The organism is Gemmatimonas groenlandica, from assembly GCF_013004105.1.
In the GTDB taxonomy this organism is placed as follows: domain Bacteria; phylum Gemmatimonadota; class Gemmatimonadetes; order Gemmatimonadales; family Gemmatimonadaceae; genus Gemmatimonas; species Gemmatimonas groenlandica.
The window spans coordinates 4517681-4532797 of the sequence record NZ_CP053085.1; the positions used below are offsets into that span (position 1 = coordinate 4517681).

A 15117-nucleotide genomic window follows, 5' to 3' on the forward strand; every position below is an offset into this window, starting at 1 on the left:
CATCATGGGCAACCACTGCTGCACATCCGATGATCAATTCCGCGAGGTGTTTGTGTCCCTTCGATTCGCCATTCTCTCCGGTGCCGGCGCCGTAGTCGGCGGTACGCTGCTCACCGTATTCGGCGTCGCCGAAATCCGTGCCCGTACGCACTACGATGTGCCGGAGCATACGCTCACGGTTCCGAACGACCAGGCCACTATTGATCGTGGTGCACGTCTGGCGCAGGTCCGATTCTGCGCCGATTGCCACGGCGACGGACTGACGGGACGCGTGATGGTGGAAGGGTCGGCCATCGGGCGTCTCGCGCCACCCAACCTCACCAATGGCCGGTTACCGCGCGCGCTCACTGATCAGGAGTGGGAGCGCGGCGTTCGCCACGGCGTGCGCGCCGATGGACGACCGCTGCGCATCATGCCGTCGCATGAGTTCACGCAGATCACCGACGCGGATCTCGCTGCCATCGTGGCGTACGCCCGCCATCTGCCATCATCCACGACGCCGGTGCCGACGACGACGCTCGGGCCGCTCATCAAGGCGCTCGACATCGCTGGAGTGGTTGACGCCTACCCCGCGTCGCTCATCGACCACGACAGACCGCATGCGGCGCAGCTTGTCGCGGAACCCACGCCGGCCTACGGCAAGTACCTGGCAAGCACGTGCACCGGCTGTCACGGAACCGGGCTGTCCGGCGGCAAAGTGCCCGGCACGCCTCCCGAGTTTCCGGCGGCGGCGAACATCACGCCCACCGGCATCGGTCACTACACGCTGGTTGACCTGACCAGGCTGCTACGCAGCGGCGTTCGCCCCGACGGAAGTCGGGTCAACGATGGGATGCCGTGGAAGTTCACGCGCTCGCTCGACGACACGGAGATCGCGGCGATCTACGCCTACCTCAAGACGGTTTCGCCGCGCGAGTACGGTCGTCGGTGATGTTCGTATCCAGCAGCATCTGCCCCACCGCCGCGCGATTGGCCACGCCGAGCTTCAGCATCACCTGCTCGGCGTGGTTGCGCGCCGTAAAAAAGCTGAGGCTGAGCCGCGCGGCGAGTTCGGCATTCGTGCAGCCCTCGGCCATCAACCTCGCCACGGCTATTTGCCGGTCCGTCAACCCGTGGCGCTCCTTCAGCTCGCGATCTTCGAGTACGCGGACCACGCCGGCCGGTACCGCTGCGGCCGGTGCCGGCGCAGCGCGACGTGTCCGACGCAGCAAGGCCGAAATGCGCGCCAGAAGTTCCATCGCGCCGAAGGGCTTCGTCACGTAGTCGTCGGCTCCCAGTCGGAAGCCCTCGACCTTGTCGGCCTCCAGCGTGCGCGCCGACAAGATGAGCACCGGGCAGTCGAGGCCACGCGCACGCAACTCTTTGAGCACGTGATAGCCGTCTTTATCGGGTAATCCGAGGTCGAGGAGCACGAGATCCGGCGGCTCGGCGCGCGCGCGGGCGAGCGCTTCGATCGCACGACCCGCCAACAGCACGGTGTGCCCTTCGAGCTCGAGCGTCTGCTGGAGCGCTTCGGCGTAGGCCGACGTGTCCTCCACGACCAGGATGCGCGCTGGTGTCGTCATGTGAGCTCAGTCTTCGGGACGCCGTTCGCGATCCGCGAGCGGCAGCGTGAACGAGAATATCGCACCCGAGCCGGGAATGGAGACTGCCGTGAGATCACCGCCGTGTCCTTCGGCGATAGCGCGGGCGATCCATAGCCCGAGTCCCACGCCGTTGCGATCACGGCGATCTCCACGCCAGAAGGCCGTGAAGAGGTGTGGCATTACGTCGAACGGAATACCGGGCCCGGTATCGGACACCGATCCATGGAGCGTAGTACCGTTGTCGGCCACCGTGAGTTTCACCCGCACCACGCCGTCGCGCGGTGTCACGGCGATCGCGTTCGCGATGAGGTTGCCCAGCAGTTGCGTCAAGCGCGGCCCATCGATCGCTACAACCTCATAGTCGGCATCCAGTTCGAGGCGCACGCCAGCGGCCTCGGCACGGGGCACCAGCATGCGAATGGCGTCGTCGGCCGGCGTGCGTGCGGGCACGGGCGCGCGCATCATGCGAAACGCGCCACCCTTGAGCGTGGACGCCTCGAGTAGATCCTGCACCAGTCGCTGCATCGCCGCCGCGCTGGTGTGAATCGTGCCGAGTGCCGTGCGGGCGTAGGCGCGAACGCGTTGCTCGGACTCGCTTCCGCTCGGATCGATGTCGGGCTGTAGGTTGGAGAGGACTTCGGCGTACATCGCGATCGCGCCGAGCGGGTTGCGCAGATCGTGTGACACCACCGCTAGCAAGCGTTCACGCTCACTGGTCGCGAGCTGAGCCTCGGCCAACGCTTCGAGCGCCTGCGCTTCGGCAGCCTCAGCACGCCGCCGCGCCGATCGCTCCTCGAGATGCAACACGCGCGTATCGAGCAGATTCTCGACGCGCAACACGACCTCGGTGACATCGAAGGGCTTCGTGACGAAATCGCGTGCGCCCAATGACAATGCGCGATCGCGTGCGCTCACGGTGGCGTCGGCCGTCAGCACCAGCACGGGGCGGTACTCGCCCGCCACGGTATGCGCGGCCAGGTCGCCAAGCACCTCGAGGCCGTTCCGATGCGGCATGTGCAAGTCGAGCAGAATCAGATCCGGCTCATGCGTTGCCGCCAACGACAGCACGTCGCGAGGATCCGTGGTGCGCACGAGTTTGGTGTACCCTTCTGCCTCGAGCACCCCCTCGAGCAAGTCGAGATTGCTCGGTTCGTCATCGACCAGGAGCAGCGTACACTCGCGCAGTCGCGCGCGGCGCGCATCGATCGGGGCAGGGGGAAGTGTGGTACTCATGAGGCCCCACGGCGCACGGGTACGAATCGATCCACCACCCGCAGGAACTCGTCGACATCGAGCGGCTTGGTGACGTAGGCGTTGGCGCCGAGTACACGCAAGCGTTCCACCGACGACGGTGTGGCATCGGCGCTGACCACTACGATCGGCACATCGGATGTGCGTGCATCGTTGCGAAGACGGCGCAGCACCTCGTCACCCGACATATCGGGCAAGTGCAAGTCGAGCAGGATGACATCGGGACGATGTTCGCGCGCCAGCTCGACGCCGAGCAGTCCTTGCAGCGCCGGCAACACACGCCACCCCGGACGCGCCATGAGAATCGTTTCGACGAGGCTCAGGTTGGCCAGATTGTCTTCGATGTAGAGCAGCGTGGCCTCGCGGTATGCCGCCGCCACGGCCGGAATGCTCGCGCCGCTCTCGTACACGCGCAGTGGACTGTCGACCGCGTCAAGGACGACGCGGAACACGCTACCCTGTTCGGACGTGCTTTCCAGCGAAAGTTCACCACCCATCGCCTCGCACAGGCGCCGTGACAACGCGAGACCTAGTCCAGTGCCTTCCACATCGCTCTGTTCGGCACCGAGACGCGCGAATGGTGTGAAGAGCTCCTCGAGCCGATTCGTCGGTACGCCGCGCCCCGTGTCAACGACGCGAATGGCGCAGGTTCCATCTGCGCTGAGCGCAGCGTGCAGGTGCACGGTGCCGCCAGGCTGATTGTACTTGATGGCGTTGCTCAGCAGGTTGAGCAACACCTGCACCAGCCGTTGGCGGTCGGCGTACACGAATCCGTCTCCGGGCCAGGGGCCACCATGCAAGGTGACGCCATGCTGCTGCGCGAGGGGGCGTACCAGTCCGAGCGTTTCCTCGAGCGCGGACGACAGCGCCACCGGCTCCAGCGAAAACTGCTCGCGACCGGCTTCGATACGCGCAATCTCAAGCACCTCGTTGATCAGGTGCAGCAGATGACGTCCGGCCTTGAGGATGTGCTGCACCGACTTGCCCTGCTGCGCAGTCACTTCGCCGCGCGCGAGCAGCTGCGCGAAGCCGAGAATGCTGTTCATCGGCGTGCGCAGCTCATGGCTCATGCGACTCAGAAACTCGCTCTTGGCTCGGTTGGCGCGCTCGGCCTCCTCCTTGGCACGTGCCAGCGCTTCCTCGGCGGCGCGACGTCCGGTGATATCGCGACCAAAGGCGATCACGCCCTCGGTAACCGAGTGCGGTGACAGCGTGCGCCCCACGTTTTCCATGACGACGTAGGCACCGTCCTTGCGCCGGATACGGAACGTCGTCGTGATGACCGTGCCCGGATGTTCAGCCAGCCACTGAAGATCGGCCATGGTGTGCTCGACATCGTCCGGATGCAACAGATCGGCCGGGCGCGCGCCCAACATTTCGTCGGGTGTGAATCCCAGCACCTGCATCGACGACGGGGCAGCGTACGTGATGGCGCCCGTCGCGTCGCAGATGAATACCAGATCGGCAGCCCCCTCGATGATCTGACGGAATCGCTCGTCGCGTTCGCGCAGCGCCTGCTCGGCTTCCACGAAATCGGTGATGTCGCGGCAGTTTGCCACAACGCCCTCCGCCGCACTAACGGGGGAGATCGTGCGGCCCACGCTCTCCAGCAGTCGCCATCCGCCATTCTTGTGACGACTCCGGTAGCGCAACTTCACCGTCGTTCCGGGGGACTGCATGAGGGTGTTGAACACGTCAATCACGTGCGGAATATCGTCAGGATGCAGCAGGTCGACGGGGCGCCAGCCATGCATCTCGGCGGGTGTATAGCCAAGCATGCGCTCGACCGATGAACTCACCGACGTGATCGCCGCATTCGTGTCGACGAGCATGATATAGTCCTGCGAGTTCTCGATCAGCCGTCGGAAGTGTTCCTCGCTCTCGGCCAGTGCCTCGCGCGCCGCCGCCTGCTCGGCCACCGCTTGCTCGAGCTGCGCCGTGCGCTCCGTCACCCGCTGCTCGAGCGCTTCATTCGCTTGGCGCAGTGCGATCTCGGCCGCCACGCGATCGTTGATGTCGCGCGCTGTGGCAAGGATGCGATCGACGCCACTCAGTGTGACACGGCGGAGCCGGACTTCGCCCCAGATGAGGCGGCCGTCCTTGTGCTTGCCCAACCACTCGAATCGCTGTGGGACGCCGGCCGCGGCACCTTGGATGTACTTCACGGCGTCTTCTACGCGATACGGCGCGATGCCGGCGCTCATGCCGGACACGCCGCGCTGCATCTGTTCCTCGGCCGAGAAGCCGTACATGTCGACGGCGGCCTGATTGACGGCCAAAAAGTCCCCCGTCTCGAGATCGTGCACCCACATCGCGTCTGATGCGTGCTGAAAGATCGTGCGATAGCTCTCTTCACTGCCGCGGAGCGCCTCGACGGTTTGCCGGCGTTCGGTGATGTCGAGCGAGGTGCCGAGCACTCGCGTGAGGCGGCCATCGGTATTGGGCACGAGGAGTCCGCGGGCGTGAAACAGCCGTGCTTCGCCATCGGTGCGGAGTCCGCGAAACTCCACCGTGACCGGATGGTCGGCGGTCAGCGCGGCCATACCCTCGTTCACGATGCCCACGTCGTCCGGGTGCAGCACCGAGGTCATGAAGGTCGAGTGACGCGTGGGCGCGCTGGCATCGTCGAAGCCGTGCATGCGCTTGAGCTCACGTGACCACCGGATCGCGTCGCGGTCGAGGTCGATCTCCCAGCTGCCGATGCCGGCGAGCTGCTCGATCAGGTCGAGGTGGCGCTGCCGCTCGGCGAGCAGGCGATGCGCGTCGCGGAGCGCGTCACGCAGCTGATCCGGGGCGAGGGTGTCCGGATCGGGCAGGATCGGGTTTGGCGACTGGGGCACGGCAGCGGACGACATGAGAGCCGGGTAAGGACCGGGTAAGGACCGGGACTGGGACGAGCCGGAGAATGGGAATCGGCAGACTGTGCAGAATGTGCACGTCGGGGCGCCCGGCGGCCCGGGTCGAATGACCCAGCGGCCCTTCGCGGCCTCTGGGCGCGGAGGAATCGCCGACTCCGTAGGTGCCGCTGCTGGTCTTAGTTGCGCTTGGTGACGGCGCGATTCGTGCACGGAACCCGCTTCGTACTGTTGGACGCCGCGGCAGAGAGTCGGATCGTTGGACTTGTCCGACCGACAGGCCACCGCTTTCATGCCAGTTTCCGAGATGGGCGCGCGGTTGCTCAGGGTGCGCTTGACTGCGGTATCGACTTTTGACTCAGGCTCACGGAGCGCTTCATGGACATTGTTACGTGGATCGTCGTTGGACTCGTTGCCGGCTTGTTGGCCAGCGCGGTGGTAGGCGGCATCGGGTACGGATTGATCGGTGACATCATCGTTGGTATCGTCGGTGCCGTGTTAGGTGGCTGGCTCTTTGCCACACTCGGGGTCTCGCTGCCGTTCAGTGGCATCATCGCGACCATCACCGTCGCGTTTGTTGGAGCCGTGGTGTTGTTGCTCATCATCAGAGCGCTCAGGCCGGGTCCACGAGGCCGCTCGTAGCGTTGTAAAGAGCGCCCGTCGTCTTGTGCAGACGATGGGCGCTTCAGGGTTGTGTAGAAATGAATTTCACGCGATCCACGATCCACGCGACAATGGCGTCGAATCGCTCCTGATCGAGCGCGTGTCCGCGATCGACACGGAGCTCGCTTGTGAAGTGATGGCGTCGGGTGCCAACACGGCCAGCCCCGAGGCGACGCTGCCGCTCGGCGTAAGGACCCGCGCGCCGTACCGCAAGTTCGGAAGGCGCTGTGCTCGAACGATACAACATGATGTAAATGAACGCGCTACGCAGAAGTCCTTTCAGTGACTTTCGGAAGATTGGCCGGTATATGCTCTCTCTGTGTCGTCAAGCGAGGCGAACGGCGATTCACTACCGACAACATCCAGCTGGCGTCGACCACTGTGCCGGAACCGGCGTCGGTCGTTCTCGTTGGGCTAGGGATCGACGGCATGTTCATGTCGCGACGGTTACGTCGGCAGGAGTAAGGCTTCCTGACCGCCGCGCGTGGAGCACGTGATCCCACGATTCGATCGACTGTCCGCACTCCGTTCAATACCGATGACGCCATCGTCCAGTCAGCAGTTCCTCGGCAACCTCTGCGTTGCCATCGCGGCAATTATCTACGCCATTCCAGTGCAGGCGCTGCTGCGGGAGCTGCAGAGCTGACTGTACTCGGAGCCGTGGCCATGGGCGTGGTATCGTTTGGCCTACGATTCGAGATGCCACGGGAAAGCACGGCCGTAGATCGTTTGGTTGGGCAGGTGCCAATCCATTTCTTCTCGCTGCTGACTATCGGACTCCTCATCGTCGGGCTCAACCCACGCGTGGCCTCCGTCGTCCCTCTCGGCGTGATCAGTCAGGGGTGGGGTGCCGTCGCCGGGCTCACGCTCACGCTCTGCGCTGGCCTGCTCGGCTACCAGCTGCTCTTCGCCGGCGGGCAGCGTGCGGTCGGTCTCGGCTCCATGCTCCAGGCGGGATCCGTCGCGAGCACGAGCGATCTTGCGCGCATTCCGACGCTCGATCCCACGCGTGATTTCGATGAACTCGCGCGACTCACCGGTGAGTTCAACCGCGCCGGCGTTCGTTCTGCGGCGATGGTGCGGCTCCGACAGGCGCCAGACTTCATCGCCACTCTGGCGGCGCACCTGACGAACGGTACGGCGTCTAGCGGCGCCGCCGATCACGCGCTCGCTGTCGTGGCCATGGACGCATTTACCGCGGAGGAGCAGCAGCGCATTGCGGAACCGGCACGGTCCGCCATGCAGCGGATCGCGGCATACGTCGAATCGGAGTACCGCTACATCACGAAGGACCGTCGCAAGGGCATGCGAAAGTCGTGGGGCGCGATGTTCCGGACCATCGCCGCCAAGCTTGCCTCGACCGGCGTCGACTTTCCGTCGACCATCGCGGCCTTTGATCGCGCGCTCGATGGCCCGAAGGACTAGGGCGAATAGATCGTGCGCGCGTCAGGTCTCGCGCTCGTCCGGTGAGACGCCGAGCTGCCGTCGCAATTCCCGCCGTGCCTCAAGGCGCTCGGTCTGCCGCTCGGTGTTGAATCGCAGGAAGAGTGGGCGCATGGACCAGTCGAAGCGCGAGTCGATCTTGCCGTAGATCACCGCCAGTGTCGCTGCACAGTGATAGGCAACGGCACCGTCGCGCTCGATCAGCCCCGCGAAGAGTGCGTCGACGACGACCGGTGGATGGAACTCCTCGATCTGGTCCAGCGCTTCCGACAGCCCGCTCATAATCTCTGCGGACGTGAGTGCGTCACGCAGCATCTCCGTGTGAAGTGCATCATCAACCAGTTCCGGCGCTCGATCGGCAATGGCGAGTCGCACCGCGATGGCCCCGTGCTCTGCCGCTCGCTGCAACGCGTCGATGGCGCGCGCGCTCCCGACGGCGACGAGTGCTTCGACATCCCGCCAGTCGGACGGTGGGATGAGCGACTCGATCGTCGTGGCCTGTTCCGCCGCCGACATCTGGGCCAGCGCCTCGAGATCGTAGCCAATACCTTCACGCCACCGCTCGTAGTCGAGCTGGCGACTGCGCGCGAATCGCTGCCAGGCATCGCTGCCGCCTGACGACCGCTCTCTCTCGGGCGGCGACGACGGGTTGGCGGCCTCGCGAATGGCGTCCATGTCGGGCGGCTCCGGTCGCGGACCGGGCGCCTCGAGCACAAAGAAAAATCGCGACGGATCGGCGAACTCACCACGATACGACGAGTTGTTTCGATCGTAGAATCGAATGTCCGCGGTGCTGTGGCGCGGTTGCGTGGAGACGGGCTGCTCCAGCATGACGAACGCCCCGACCGGTGGCGCTGGATGCGTGTGTCCGACGTCGATGATACGGTTCCCGGCGGCGAGTTCAACATCGAGCAGACTGCGCAACGCCGCCGGTAGTGAAGCCACGGCCAGCCGGAACGCGACATCGATGTGATTGAGCGACGTGTCCGTCATGGCTCGGCGTCCGCGCCGATGAACCCGAGTCGTCGGTAGCGTGCAACGCGCTGGGTCATGTCTGACACCGACGCGCGAATCTGCGCGGCGAGCTGCGCGCCGGCGACATCACGCGTGTCGAGTGAAATGCAGTGGGCGAGATACACATACGTGTGATCGCGCTCCTTGAACTCCGGCGCAAGGAGCGCTTCGACGGCGGCTGGCAGTACTTCGCTACCGAGTACGCTGGCGGACTGACGCCAGCGATTGTCCGTAAAGCGGAAGGCGGTCACGGGCTCCGTCAGCGTAATGGTGCCGTCGGGAAGCACCAGCGCAGCCACTTGATGGATGAGCAGCAGTCGCGTGGATGATGAACTGTCGACCACCACGCGCCATCCGCCGTCGCTCGTCATCGCCCGCGCGCGCGCGGGCGGCAGCTGCAACTCGCGCAGCGTCTCGTTGACGGTGCGAAGCCGCTCGTCATCCGCCGCCGGCTTGCACGAGGCCATCAGGAGCATGGCCATGCCGACGCCGCACACGATCAGCGGGTCGCGTAGCACCGCTACTCCTGCACCGTGGGCCACGCGAACGTGACGGACTTGGGCGTATCCGGCGTGCCATCGATCGTGCGAAGTCGCACAAATATTTCGATCGCTGACGGCGCACCGTTCACCACATGGACGCGAAATTCGATCTGCCGGGCGTCGTCGGCGGTGGGTTCAAAGGTGTAGCCCCAGACGAAGTACGGCTTCCCTTGGGCACCGGCGGCTCGGGCCTGCACGCGCATGGCATCGGGCTCGAACACGGCGCCCGCCGTCTGCGACGAGCGGATGCGCACGCGCCATCCGTACGAGTCGACTTCCCGGTACGCCACGAAGGCATAGTCGCCATTTAGGACGGCATCGTAGGCGTCGAGGTAGCCCAGCGTTTCGTATCGGATCGACTCGGTGGAGGTCGGAGCGTCAATCAACATAGGCGTGCTCATCGGAGGGTTGGTGAGAGGAAGATCGGACTGCGGAACACGGCATACGCACACGGCACACGCACACGGCACACGGCGTCAGTCCCCTTGCTGACGCCACTGATAACGCCCGGCGCGGAACTCGATACGCCCGCTGGCGGATTCGGCCTTGGCTACCAGCAGCGCAGCGCCCGCACCGATATCGCGTGGAACCACCTGCCAGCTGTCCATCCAATCGAAGTTGCGGCCGCCGTTTCCGAACGGCACACCGGCGCCGCACAGCTGCGCCGGACGACCGCTGGCGTGCACAATGAGGATGCCACGTTCGTGCGTGAGTCGATGCCGGACCTGCCAGGCCACATCGGGCCGACCGTCTCCATCGAAATCGGCCGACAGCATTGCGGGCGATACCGTGCTGTCGCGCACCAGCTGCCGCGCCGAAGCCTGCGTACGCCAGGCCACGTCGGCCCACGGTGGTGTGGGCGTCGTCGCGAGCGCCTGCACCACGCCTTCCGCCGTCTTCCCGGCGGCGAGGGCGCCCGGCGAGCGATCCAAGGTCCAGATCACGTTGTCGACCGCCACCATCAGATGCGTGGCGTCTACGACGTGCACCTCGAAGATCCCCGAAGCACAGCGGATGCTGATGCCGCGCACGAGCCCGCTGGCAAAGCCGAGTGCTCGTGCGGTCGTCGCTGCCGGCGCCGGCAGGTTCCCCTGAAAAAGTGCTTCCGGTGGCATGAGGGTCGGCTCGTAGCGCGGGGCGGCACACGCGAACGGCCCCGGGCCGACGAGAGCCGTCGGGCGAAGCTCAACCAAGTGTGCGAGATACGCCGCACGATTCCACGACGGGCTGTCGGTCGTGACCCAGGGTGCGACGATCCCGCTGCGAATACGCCACGTGCCAAACAGCGACGGTGAGAGCGTCGAGGCGCTCGGGCGGGCCAACGACTGCGCCGGCGCGTCGACGGCCGCGATCACCGGCGACGCCAGCAGGAGGAGTGCGAGTCTGATGAAGCGGAGGCGGTCGGTCACGGTTGAATGCTGCGAGGGGTCTGCTGGCGAGCGGGTGGCGACCGGCGATGTCGACAACCTTAGCAACGGCACTCACCCAGCGATCACCGCTGGCGGTGTCCGCGCGGGGGAGTCGGTGGTGATCGTCCCCTTGTGCCCCGCGTGCACCGACGCTGTGACCGTGCCGACAGCAACCGCGCGCAAATGACAGCAGGTCAATGACTTACGCAGAAGACTTTTTGACGAGAATGCGATGCGCTCGCCGAATACCGTAGTCTCGTGACGTGCGCCGCGAAAATCGGCGCCCCTGAGACCTGCAACCGGAGCGAACACATGCACCGATGGATTACACGCGGCCTTGCCTCGGCCGTTCTCGTACTGGCCACGCAAACGACCGCGTCTGCGCAAACGCTGTTCTTTAACGGGCAATGGAATGGCGACGGCCAGACGTCCGCGTCGAACACCATCAACGGGTCAGGCTCGAATCAGATCATCTTCGAAAACTTTGTCGTGGGTGGTGCGGGTTGGAACGTGACCGGCGTCTTTGGTGAGTTCAACACGAAGGGCTCAGTTTCGTCGTGGCTGACAGCGAATTGGGAGATTCGGAGCGGCATGTCGACGGGTAACGCCGGAAAGCTCGAGTGGTCCGGCCTCGGTCCGACGACCAATAGCCTGACCGGCACCAACTACGGAGACTACAAGGGGATCCGATCGACGGTCTCCGGTCTGAATGTGATGCTCGCGGCCGGCACGTATTGGGTCGGCCTCGCCCCCGTCGGCTTGGACGCCAGCCAGGTCGACATTTATCTCAACAGTACCGGAGGCGTGAACGGCGTCAACGCGCTGATCGACGGTGATTTCTTCGTGAAGTCGACGTCCAGCGACCTGTACAATTATGTGGAACCCGCTCAAGGCCTGTATAGTTGGGCCAGTCGCGACTACGCGCTGGGTGTTCTCGGTACACAGATCACCTCTAGCCCGCCGCCCAGCACGACGGTCCCCGAGCCGTCCACCTATGCCCTGATGGCGGCCGGTCTCGCCACGCTCGGCCTCGTCGCGCGCCGTCGCCGCATCCGCGCGTAGGTCAAGCCAACAGCGTCACCATCGTCATCCGGTCCGCGCCGTGCTGCGTGGCTTCGCCCACCTCGTCGCCACCGTCGTGGCACTCCCCTACGCGCTGATCGCGGCCGCCTTCCTGATCGTCGGGCAGGCGGCCCGCGCGAAGGGGATGTTGGCGGTATTGAATGTCCTATTCACTCACGCCGACCGATTGGTGCGGTGGGGTATCTATGTGCTCCCAGTGCTCTGCCTGGCCCTTTCGTTGGCTGGGTTCGCACCGGGGCTGCGCCGGGCCAGTGCTGTCTGCCTGCTCGTGCTGTCGGCCACCAGTCTCGTCATCCTCGTCGTGATGCCAACCAGCAAGCCGACGGCCGGGCAGTGGCTGTTTCTAGCGCCCTGCGCGGCCCTGATCGGGGTGAGCGTCTGGTTGTATCGGGCGGCGGAGGTCACGCTGGAGCGCTAGTTTGGCGGAATGATTCGAATCCGCTTGTTCGGTGGACTTTCCGTCGCCCGCGACGACCAACGCCTCCCGGCGCCGTCGGCGACGCAGCCTCGTCGACTGGCGATTCTGGCGACGATTGCGCAGTCCGGCGAGCGCGGCGTGTCCCGCGATCGGTTGGTCGAACTGTTCTGGCCCGACGGAAGCGAGGAGGTGGCGCGTCGCGGACTCACGCAGGCACTCTACGCGCTGCGAACGGGGCTCGACGACGAACAGCTATTACTCGGCGTGCAGGAGCTTCGCCTCAATCGTGACGTCGCCACCTGCGATGTCCTCGAGTATGCCGACGCGATCGACGGTGGCGAACTCGAGCGCGCGGCCAGATTGTACAGTGGTCCCTTTCTCGACGGCTTTCGTGTCCCCGGGTTGGCGGACTTCGACCGGCGCATTGAAGAGCAGCGCGCGGAGCTGGCGCGGCGACACGAGACGCTTCTCGAGCGGCTCGCGGTCAACGCTACGAAGCGCGGCGAGACCGATCAGGCGGTGGACTGGTGGCGCCAACGCGCGTCCATGGATCCGTTCAGTGGTCGGATTGCCGAAGCGTATATGCGGGCGAGGGCAGCGGCGGGCGATCGGATCGGCGCCATTCGCCATGCGCGCGTGCACGAGCAGCTCGTGGCGCAGGAGTTCGGAACCGAAGCCGCAGCCTCGGTAACGGCGCTGGCGGAGCAGCTGCGTGCTGAGCTGGAGACACCCGGTCCGCCGCCAGCGGCGCCGGCGACAATCGCCGAGACCCCTCGGGCGTCGTCCGAGCCGTTGCCGGTGCCCGTGATGCCAGTGCCGATGCCGCTGCCAGTGCCGGAGGCCCGGCCGGCGGAGTCGCCGACGATGCATGCGGCCGCGCCCATCGCGCCCATCGCGCAGCCGGCACGCCCGGGGCCGCGCCGGAGCCGCGCGGCGATCGTGGCGTTGCTGAGCATCACGGTCGCCGCGCTTGGGCTCTTCGCGTGGAAAGCCCAGCCGGAGGCGAGTACGCGATTCGACGATGTCGACTTGCGTAGTCTCCGCGTGTCGGCGGCTCGGCGAATTGCCGCCGATGAGTCGTTCGAACTCGATCCGGCCATCTCTCCGGACGGGCTGAACATTGCCTACGTGGCCGGCGACGAGGGCGCGATGCGCCTTTACCTTCGTCAGCGCGACGGGAGCCAGGCAGTGCCGATCGCGGCCTCCGTGGCGGGTGATCAGCGTCTACCGCGCTGGTCGCCGGATGGTACGTCGATCGCCTTTCAGGCGGACGGCGGTGTCTGGGTCGTGCCCGCTCTTGGCGGCACCGCGCGGCTGGTGCTGGCGCCCCGGCCCAACGACAAGTGGTTCGCGTCGTCGCCCGTCTGGTCGCCCGACGGACAAGAGCTGGCCTGGGTGACCGGCGATACGATTTTTCGTATGCCGGTCAGCGGGGGTACGCGCCGCGTGATCGCGACCGGCGCCACCCAGATCCACGGACTCGCGTGGTCTCCCGATGGACGGTGGCTCGCCGCTGTGTCGGGGAATGCGGAGTTTACGATCGGCAATCGTGCGTATCAGTCGACGCTCGGCGTGGCCATCGGGAATCTGGGGCCGAGCGCCATTGTCCTGATCGCCACGGCCAACCCGCCGTCGGGGCGTGACGCCGCGCGCCCGGTGCGTGTCCTAGTGCCACCCACGACGTTGAATGCCAGTCCCGTGTGGCTCGATCAGCGCACGTTGATCTTCGTCTCGAATCGCGGTGGCACCCGCGATCTCTTTGCCGCGCACATTACGGACGACGGGACGCTGCGCGGTGAGGTCGAACGCATCACCGCCGGCCTCGACGTGCACAGCGTCTCGGCGTCGCGCGACGGTCGTCAATTGGCGTACGCGGTGTTTCGCCAGCTGACGAACATCTGGTCGATCCCGATTCCTCGCGACGCACCGGCGACACTCGCCGCCGCCACGCGCGTGACGCAGGGCACGCAGGTCGTCGAGGGCATGGCCGTGTCGCGCGATGGCCGCTGGCTGGCGTACGACGCGAATGTCGCCGGACAGCAGGACATCTTTCGCCTCGCGCTGCGCGACGGGGCCCCAGTCAATCGCGAGGCCGAGCGTATCGTGTCATCGCCGGTCGATGATTTTCACCCCACCTGGTCGCCCGACGGCCAGTGGATTGCGTACTACACCTTTCGGGGCAACGTACGTCGCGCCGCGTACGTGCCCGCCGGCGGCGGAACGACGCGCCTCGTGCACCCCAACGATGAGGCGTTGGAAGAGTTCTCCCCAGCGTGGACCGCCGATGGCAAGGGCCTGCTGTTTTTTCGCGGTTCCGGTCAGTACGGGGACCTTTATCGCACGGACCGGCTGGACGACACCACGTGGGGGCCCACGCGGCGCGTGACAACGGCCGGCGCAGGCGCCGCCTCCTACATCGGCGATGGGCGGCAGATCGTGTACTTCTCGGCGCCCGGCACGATTCGCCTCGCCGATAGCAGCTTTCGAGAAAGTACCTCGCGGGTGCTGCTGTCGCCCGACACACGCGGGCCAGTGATGACCACGAGCGGGGCGGTCACCGGCGATGGAACGGCGATCATCGTGAAAGGCCAGGATGCGACCGGGATTGGTTTCTGGTCGTACCCGCTGCAAAACGGCGCGTTGGGGGCGCCGCGAGTACTCCTGCGCTTCGATGATCCGCGTCGGACTTCACCGCGGCCGGAGTTCACGATGGACGCCCGGTTCCTGTACTTCACCCTGACCGAGCGTGAAGCCGACGTATGGTCATTGCAGTTGGAGCGACGCTGAGTCCTCGCCGCTGAGCCGCGGCGCCTCCGCACTCCGGAGGTAACCGATTGCCTGCATGCGTCTTAC

At 65.7% G+C, this 15117-nt stretch carries 14 protein-coding genes; 7 read left to right on the plus strand and 7 right to left on the minus strand.

What is annotated here, in order from left to right:
• The first annotated feature begins 52 nt into the window (after positions 1-52).
• The gene (locus HKW67_RS19390; RefSeq protein ID WP_171226956.1) at positions 53-931 is read left to right on the plus strand and encodes a c-type cytochrome; all 879 of its coding nucleotides are present in this window, start codon (positions 53-55) and stop codon (positions 929-931) included.
• Here HKW67_RS19390 and HKW67_RS19395 read toward each other — a convergent pair.
• From HKW67_RS19395 to HKW67_RS19405, 3 genes are read right to left on the minus strand one after another with little or no spacing between them, the layout of a single operon-like run.
• Positions 894-1565: a response regulator gene (locus HKW67_RS19395; protein WP_171226957.1), complete on the minus strand. Its 672-nt coding sequence runs from the start codon at positions 1563-1565 to the stop codon at positions 894-896. The genes HKW67_RS19390 and HKW67_RS19395 overlap by 38 nt on opposite strands.
• Positions 1566-1571: 6 nt before the next feature.
• Complete coding sequence (locus tag HKW67_RS19400; RefSeq protein ID WP_171226958.1) at positions 1572-2819, minus strand: hybrid sensor histidine kinase/response regulator; 1248 nt, start codon at positions 2817-2819, stop codon at positions 1572-1574.
• Positions 2816-5692 carry a hybrid sensor histidine kinase/response regulator gene (locus HKW67_RS19405; RefSeq protein ID WP_171226959.1) on the minus strand — a complete coding sequence of 959 codons (2877 nt, stop codon included), beginning with the start codon at positions 5690-5692 and terminating at the stop codon, positions 2816-2818. The genes HKW67_RS19400 and HKW67_RS19405 overlap by 4 nt, the downstream gene beginning before the upstream one ends.
• Positions 5693-6070: 378 nt before the next feature.
• Here HKW67_RS19405 and HKW67_RS19410 point away from each other — a divergent pair, with 378 nt between their 5' ends.
• The 3 genes from HKW67_RS19410 (at position 6071) to HKW67_RS19420 (ending at position 7780) form a co-directional block, all read left to right on the plus strand.
• Complete coding sequence (locus tag HKW67_RS19410; protein ID WP_171226960.1) at positions 6071-6334, plus strand: GlsB/YeaQ/YmgE family stress response membrane protein; 264 nt, start codon at positions 6071-6073, stop codon at positions 6332-6334.
• A gap of 402 nt (positions 6335-6736) precedes the next feature.
• Positions 6737-6820, plus strand: coding sequence for a PEP-CTERM sorting domain-containing protein (locus HKW67_RS22860; RefSeq protein WP_425486261.1), 84 nt, complete (start codon positions 6737-6739; stop codon positions 6818-6820).
• 201 nt (positions 6821-7021) lie between these two features.
• Positions 7022-7780 carry a hypothetical protein gene (locus tag HKW67_RS19420; protein ID WP_171226962.1) on the plus strand — a complete coding sequence of 253 codons (759 nt, stop codon included), beginning with the start codon at positions 7022-7024 and terminating at the stop codon, positions 7778-7780.
• 21 nt (positions 7781-7801) lie between these two features.
• Here HKW67_RS19420 and HKW67_RS19425 read toward each other — a convergent pair whose 3' ends face one another.
• From HKW67_RS19425 to HKW67_RS19440, 4 genes are all read right to left on the minus strand, one after another.
• On the minus strand, positions 7802-8791 hold the full coding sequence (locus HKW67_RS19425; protein WP_171226963.1) for a hypothetical protein: 990 nt from the start codon (positions 8789-8791) through the stop codon (positions 7802-7804).
• Positions 8788-9330: a hypothetical protein gene (locus tag HKW67_RS19430; protein WP_171226964.1), complete on the minus strand. Its 543-nt coding sequence runs from the start codon at positions 9328-9330 to the stop codon at positions 8788-8790. The genes HKW67_RS19425 and HKW67_RS19430 overlap by 4 nt, the downstream gene beginning before the upstream one ends.
• Before the next feature lie 2 nt (positions 9331-9332).
• Positions 9333-9743: a hypothetical protein gene (locus HKW67_RS19435; protein WP_206044504.1), complete on the minus strand. Its 411-nt coding sequence runs from the start codon at positions 9741-9743 to the stop codon at positions 9333-9335.
• Between the two features lie 87 nt (positions 9744-9830).
• On the minus strand, positions 9831-10763 hold the full coding sequence (locus HKW67_RS19440; RefSeq protein WP_171226966.1) for a hypothetical protein: 933 nt from the start codon (positions 10761-10763) through the stop codon (positions 9831-9833).
• Positions 10764-11075: 312 nt separating this feature from the next.
• Between HKW67_RS19440 and HKW67_RS19445 the strand changes: the two genes are divergently transcribed.
• Genes HKW67_RS19445 through HKW67_RS19455 form a run of 3 tightly spaced genes read left to right on the plus strand, consistent with a single transcriptional unit; the run spans position 11076 to position 15051 of the window.
• A complete protein-coding gene (locus HKW67_RS19445; RefSeq protein ID WP_171226967.1) occupies positions 11076-11825 on the plus strand; it encodes a PEP-CTERM sorting domain-containing protein in 750 nt (249 codons plus the stop codon).
• 40 nt (positions 11826-11865) lie between these two features.
• A complete protein-coding gene (locus HKW67_RS19450) occupies positions 11866-12264 on the plus strand; it encodes a hypothetical protein (RefSeq protein WP_171226968.1) in 399 nt (132 codons plus the stop codon).
• A 9-nt stretch (positions 12265-12273) separates the two neighbouring features.
• Positions 12274-15051, plus strand: coding sequence for a BTAD domain-containing putative transcriptional regulator (locus HKW67_RS19455; protein ID WP_171226969.1), 2778 nt, complete (start codon positions 12274-12276; stop codon positions 15049-15051).
• Positions 15052-15117: the final 66 nt, after the last annotated feature.

What these genes read in the sequence shown, in the direction of transcription:
- HKW67_RS19455 (WP_171226969.1), top strand. Translation starts at nt 12,274, where the DNA reads ATGATTCGAATCCGCTTGTTCGGTGGACTTTCCGTCGCCCGCGACGAC.
- HKW67_RS19405 (WP_171226959.1), bottom strand. Translation starts at nt 5,692, where the DNA reads ATGTCGTCCGCTGCCGTGCCCCAGTCGCCAAACCCGATCCTGCCCGAT.
- HKW67_RS19420 (WP_171226962.1), top strand. Translation starts at nt 7,022, where the DNA reads ATGGGCGTGGTATCGTTTGGCCTACGATTCGAGATGCCACGGGAAAGC.
- HKW67_RS19435 (WP_206044504.1), bottom strand. Translation starts at nt 9,743, where the DNA reads ATGTTGATTGACGCTCCGACCTCCACCGAGTCGATCCGATACGAAACG.
- HKW67_RS19445 (WP_171226967.1), top strand. Translation starts at nt 11,076, where the DNA reads ATGCACCGATGGATTACACGCGGCCTTGCCTCGGCCGTTCTCGTACTG.
- HKW67_RS19395 (WP_171226957.1), bottom strand. Translation starts at nt 1,565, where the DNA reads ATGACGACACCAGCGCGCATCCTGGTCGTGGAGGACACGTCGGCCTAC.
- HKW67_RS19425 (WP_171226963.1), bottom strand. Translation starts at nt 8,791, where the DNA reads ATGACGGACACGTCGCTCAATCACATCGATGTCGCGTTCCGGCTGGCC.
- HKW67_RS19410 (WP_171226960.1), top strand. Translation starts at nt 6,071, where the DNA reads ATGGACATTGTTACGTGGATCGTCGTTGGACTCGTTGCCGGCTTGTTG.
- HKW67_RS19400 (WP_171226958.1), bottom strand. Translation starts at nt 2,819, where the DNA reads ATGAGTACCACACTTCCCCCTGCCCCGATCGATGCGCGCCGCGCGCGA.